The organism is Streptomyces sp. SID5785, from assembly GCF_009870065.1.
In the GTDB taxonomy this organism is placed as follows: domain Bacteria; phylum Actinomycetota; class Actinomycetes; order Streptomycetales; family Streptomycetaceae; genus Streptomyces.
On sequence record NZ_WWIA01000036.1, the window covers coordinates 1 to 5,115 of the forward strand.

General features: G+C 74.9%; 5 protein-coding genes. 1 reads left to right on the plus strand and 4 read right to left on the minus strand.

The window, feature by feature from the left end:
• Positions 1-191: 191 nt before the first annotated feature.
• The 4 genes from GTW43_RS01275 to GTW43_RS01290 form a co-directional block, all read right to left on the minus strand.
• Positions 192-1,049 carry a fumarylacetoacetate hydrolase family protein gene (locus tag GTW43_RS01275; protein ID WP_161299673.1) on the minus strand — a complete coding sequence of 286 codons (858 nt, stop codon included), beginning with the start codon at positions 1,047-1,049 and terminating at the stop codon, positions 192-194.
• 146 nt (positions 1,050-1,195) lie between these two features.
• Positions 1,196-1,957, minus strand: a complete 762-nt coding sequence (locus tag GTW43_RS01280) for a YidC/Oxa1 family membrane protein insertase (RefSeq protein WP_161299674.1) — start codon at positions 1,955-1,957, stop codon at positions 1,196-1,198.
• A gap of 120 nt (positions 1,958-2,077) precedes the next feature.
• The gene (locus GTW43_RS01285; protein WP_161299675.1) at positions 2,078-2,425 is read right to left on the minus strand and encodes a DUF6412 domain-containing protein; all 348 of its coding nucleotides are present in this window, start codon (positions 2,423-2,425) and stop codon (positions 2,078-2,080) included.
• Between the two features lie 182 nt (positions 2,426-2,607).
• Positions 2,608-3,135 carry a helix-turn-helix domain-containing protein gene (locus GTW43_RS01290; protein ID WP_161299676.1) on the minus strand — a complete coding sequence of 176 codons (528 nt, stop codon included), beginning with the start codon at positions 3,133-3,135 and terminating at the stop codon, positions 2,608-2,610.
• 250 nt (positions 3,136-3,385) lie between these two features.
• On the opposite strand from GTW43_RS01290, the gene GTW43_RS01295 reads away from it, so the two are divergent.
• Positions 3,386-4,771: an MFS transporter gene (locus tag GTW43_RS01295; protein WP_343245854.1), complete on the plus strand. Its 1,386-nt coding sequence runs from the start codon at positions 3,386-3,388 to the stop codon at positions 4,769-4,771.
• Positions 4,772-5,115 lie beyond the last annotated feature (344 nt).

Genomic DNA, 5,115 nt, shown 5'->3' on the forward strand with positions numbered 1-5,115 from the left:
AGGGGCGCGGGGAACTGCGCGAGCAGCCACGACGGCGCGGCACGGGGGCGATGACGCCCGGCCCGCGCGGCGGTGCGGCGCCCCGGCCGCGACGCTGAACCCCGGCGGCAGGGCGCGCACCGGACACCACCCCGGGCAGAGGCGGGGAGACCCGCTCCACCCGGGTCGGCTTCGCTCAGGCCCGCCGAGCGCTACGCCGGCTTGAGCTCCTGCCGCTGCCGCCCGAGCCCGTCGACCTCGAGCTCGACCACGTCCCCGGCCCGCAGATACGGCTTGGGCTCGGGCTGCCCCATCGCCACCCCCGCCGGCGTCCCGGTGTTGATGACGTCCCCCGGGTACAGCGTCATGAACTGGCTGACGTACCGCACGACCTCCGCCACCGGGAAGATCTGGTCGGCCGTGCTGCCGTCCTGCTTGAGCTCCCCGTTGACCCAGAGGCGCAGCCCGAGCGCCTGCGGGTCCCCGGCCTCGTCGGCGGTGACGAGCCACGGCCCGAGCGGGTTGAACGTCTCGCAGTTCTTGCCCTTGTCCCACGTGCCGCCGCGCTCGATCTGGAACTCGCGCTCGGACACGTCATGGGCGACCGCGTACCCGGCGACACAGGCCAGCGCGGCGGCGTCGGACTCGACGTAGCGGGCCGTACGTCCGATGACCACGGCCAGCTCCACCTCCCAGTCCGTCTTCGTGGAGCCGCGCGGCACGAGCACCGTGTCGTGCGGCCCGACGACCGTGTCGGCCGCCTTGAAGAAGACGACGGGCTCGGCCGGCGTCGCGGCCCCGGTCTCGGCGGCGTGGTCGTGGTAGTTCAAGCCGATGCACACGACCTTGCCGATCCGGCCGACCGGCGCACCGACCCGCAGTCCGGCCTGGTCCAGCGCGGGCAGCTCGCCGGAGGCGGCGGCCGCGCGGACCCGGTCGAGCGCGGCGTCGTCCGCGAGCAGCGCCCCGTCGATGTCGGGGACGACCCCCGAGAGGTCGCGCAGGGTTCCCCCGTCGTCGAGGAGCGCGGGGCGCTCGGCTCCGGCGGGACCGACTCGCAGCAGCTTCATGGTGTGACTCCCTCTGATCTAGGAGGAGCTCCCATGGCAAGGTGCGGCCTAGAGCCATCGGAGGTCTGGTCGATCCTCCAAGGTCGGGGTCCAGTCCGCAAGACCCCGTTCACGGACTGGACCCGCGACCCGCTCGCGCAGGTCGCTCAGATCGCGGGTGCGGCAGCGGCCCCGTACGGCATGTCCCGGTACAGGACGGCCCGCTCGACCGCGCTCCACGTCGTGGACGTGACGATGTACAGCGCCGCGGCGAGCGGCACGAACGCGACGGAGAACAGGGTCATGAAGGACATCAGCGGCATGAAGCGGTTCACCGCGGCCATGCCCGGGACCTGCTGCCCGTCGGCGGCCGCGGGCTGCGGCGCGGCGGCCGTCTGACGCTTCGCGCGCCGGTAGTTGAACGTCGCGACGGCCGCCACGAGCGCGAACAGCGCCACGTAGACGAGTCCCTGCGCACCGAAGAGCCCGCCGTGCCCGAGCGCGTCGGCGAACCGTCCGCCGAGCGGCGCCCCGCCCAGGGTGTGCCCGAGCAGCGCGTTGGGTTCGCCGCCGATGCTGCCGCTGGAGAACAGGTGGTAGAGCAGGAAGAACGCCGGCATCTGGAACAGCATCGGCAGACAGCCGGACAGCGGCGAGACCTTCTCCTCGCGGTGCAGTTCGAGGATCGCCTTCTGCAGGGCCTCGGGGTTCTTCTTGTGCTTCGTGCGCAGCTCGGCGATGCGCGGCTGGAGCCGCAGCCGCTCGCGCTGCCCGCGCGCCCCGGCCCGCGACAGGGGGTGGACGAGCAGCCGGACGAACGCGGTGAACAGGACGATCGCCGCGGCCGTCGCGGCGCCGTGGAACAGGGGGTCGAGCAGGTCGGCCAGCTGCCCGACCAGGCTCGCGAAAGCGGACATGAACGTCGACATGGGAGAGCCCTCCGAGGGTCTCGTCGTACCGGAGGTCGTCGCACGGCGGAGCCGCGCGGGACGGAGACTTCGGCGTGACGGGCTGCGGTACGCGCGGCGCCCCTGCGGGGGGCGCGGCGGTCAGCAGGCCGTCGGGACGAGACGTCCGGGCGCTCGGGGCCGGGTGCGCCCCCTGGCGTCGGGATCGCGCTGCGGCAGGAACGCGGTGCGTTGCTCGCGGTCGCGGATGGCCGTGCGCACCCGGGTGGGCGGCACGGCGGGCGCGCTGCGCGCGGCGAGCAGGGAACAGACGGCGAGCGCGGAGCCCGCGGCGGCGGTCGCGGCGAGCGCGACGGCCCCGGCGAGGCTGCCGGTGTCGACGAGGGTCGCCTCGACGAGGAGGAAGAACAGCAGCGCGGCCGGACGCAGGAACGCGGACCAGGTCTTCGCCCGGCTGTTCCCGGTCGGGGATGTCGTGATCCCGTGCATGGGCGGCGCTCCCCCTCTCCGGTTCCGGTGCGTCGGCTCACCTCAGCATGCATCAACGATGCCGTCGCAGCCTATCCGCCGGCCAGACCGTTACCGCCCTGCGCTGTTCGCACGGTCGGCGTCACCACGCCACCACGCCACCCCTGCGCCTCTACGCCTCTACGCCCCTGCGCCGCACCTCGCTACGCGGACTCGATCACGACGGGCTCGAGGAGCCGGCGCGGGGAGAGCAGGACCCGGCTGACCGGATCCGCGGGGTCCGGGTCGAGGCCCTCGCCGGGGAGCATCTCGACCTCCTCCAGCGGTACGAGCCCGCCGCAGACCGGGCAGTCGCCGAGGACGCCGAGCGGGGTGCCGCAGGCGGCGTGCCGGAACTCGCGCAGCGGCAGGGCGCCGGGGATCCCGCGCCCCCACGCGCCGAGCGAGCGGAGCACGGGCCACAGCTCGCGGCCGCGCTCGGTGACGACGTACTCGTCGCGCGGCGGCGACTCCTGGTAGCGGCGCTTCTCCAGGACCCCCGCCACGGTGAGGGCCTGGAGGCGGGTGGCGAGGACGGCGCGCGGGATGCCGAGGTGGACCAGGAAGTCGTTGTAGCGCCGGACGCCGTAGAGGGCGTCGCGCACGACGAGGAGCGTCCAGCGTTCGCCGACGATCTCCAGCGCGCGGGCGATCGAGCACTGCTGGGTCGCGTAGTCCTTGCCGAGAGCCATGGCCCCACTGTAACCACGTTTCCCTCTCAAGGTTCAATGACCGAACCTACCGTGCTACGGTCGATGGACCACGTCAGTTCATTCACCGAACTGACTCGATGTGTCCGACCTGACCCTGGACGGCCGAACCGTGTCCCAGCCCCCGAGTCCTACGAGTTCCCCGAGCCCGTCGAGTTCCCCGAGTCCGGCGCGTCCGCCGGCCTCCGGCACCGTCGCCGACGGTGCCGCACCGACCGCGTCCGCGGCGCCGGTGCCCGGCTCTCCCGTCCGTACGGGGGCCGAGGCGCGGCCGGGCGCCACGCTGGCCGTCACGAGCGCGGCGACGGCCGTGGCCCTGATGACGTACACCGCGCCGATGATCACGCTCGGCGACACCGCCGCCTCCCTGCACACCGGGCTCTCCGCGCAGGCCTGGCTCCTGAACGGCACGCCGCTCGGGCTCGCCGCGCTCCTCCTGGTCGCGGGCAGCCTCGCCGACGACTACGGGCGCCGCCGCGCCTTCGTCCTCGGCACCTTCGCGCTCGGCGCGACGACGGCGCTCGGCGCGCTCGCCACGAACACGCTCCTGTTCACGCTGGCCCGGGTCGCGCAGGGCGCGGCGTCGGCGGCGATCCTGGCCGCGAGCCTCGGGCTGCTCGTGCACGCCTTCCCGACCCCGGCAGGACGCATCCGGGCCACCGGGGTGTGGGGCGCGTGCGTCAGCGGCGGCATCGCGCTCGGCCCGCTCGCGGCCGGCGGGGCGACCCAACTCGCCGGGTGGCGCTGGGCGTACGCGCTGCTCGGCGTGCTCACCCTCGCCGTCGCGGTGTGCGCGCCGCGCGCCCTGACCGAGTCCCGGTCCCCGCGCGGCGGGCGCCCCGACCTGCCCGGAGCCCTCGCGCTCGGCCTCGCCCTCGTGGCGCTCCTGGCCGCGCTCACGCTGGGCCGCGACGGCTGGCTGCGCGGTCCGGTCGCCGCCCTCCTCGCCGCCGCGGTCCTGCTCCTGGCCGTGTTCGCGGCGATCGAGCGGCGCAGCGCGACCCCGATGCTGGACCTGTCGCTGCTGCGCAGGCCGTTGTTCCTCGCCTCGACGGCGGGCGCGTTCTTCACCGGCCTGTCGGTGATCGCCCTGTTCAGCTACGTCCCGACGCTCGTCCAGCGCACGATGGGCGTGACCCTGATGGGCACGGCGGGGCTGTTCGTCCTGTGGTCGGGGACCTCGTTCCTGGTCGCGCTCCAGGTCCGGCGGCTGGCGGGCCGCGTCTCGCCGCGGCACCAACTGGCCGCAGGATTCGTCCTGCACGCGCTGGCCGCCGCCACGATGCTGGGCGCCGCAGGCTCCGGCCACTGGACCCGGCTCCTGCCCGGCCTCCTGCTCTCCGGCGCGGGCAGCGGCCTGCTGAACGCGGCGCTGCCGCTGCTCGCGGTCGAGTCCGTGCCGCGGGAGCGGGCGGCGATGGGGTCGGGGGCGAGCAACACGGCGCGGTACATCGGGTCGGCGGCCGGGGTGGCGCTGATGATCGCCGTGTCCACGTCCGGGGGGACGTCGGTGCGGGCCGCGGCCCAGGGCACGAATGTGGCGCTGCTCGTCTCGGCGGGCCTGTCGGTGACCGCCACGCTTCTCCTCCTGGCCCTCCGTCAGGGCCGCGGCCGCTAGGGCCCTTCGGCGGGGGCGTCACGATGCGGCACCCGGCGGTGGCGCTGCACCGCGACGCCGGGAGCCGCGGCGAGCCCTCGCTCCCACCGTCCCGCCCCCTCCGGGGGCGTGCCCCCAGCGCCGGGGTTGTGACTGCGTCGCGGGGCGTGTCGTGGTGCCCCGTCAGGGGCGCGGGTAGGTCACGGGGCGAGTCGTGCCCCGTGAGGGGCGCGGGGAACTGCGCGACCAGCCACGACAGCGCGGCACTCGGCGATGGCGCCGGACCGCGACGGCGCGAGCCGTGCCCGGACCCAAGCCCTGGGCGCCCTCGGGATCGCGAACACTCGCCCCACCCGTGCTCGAAC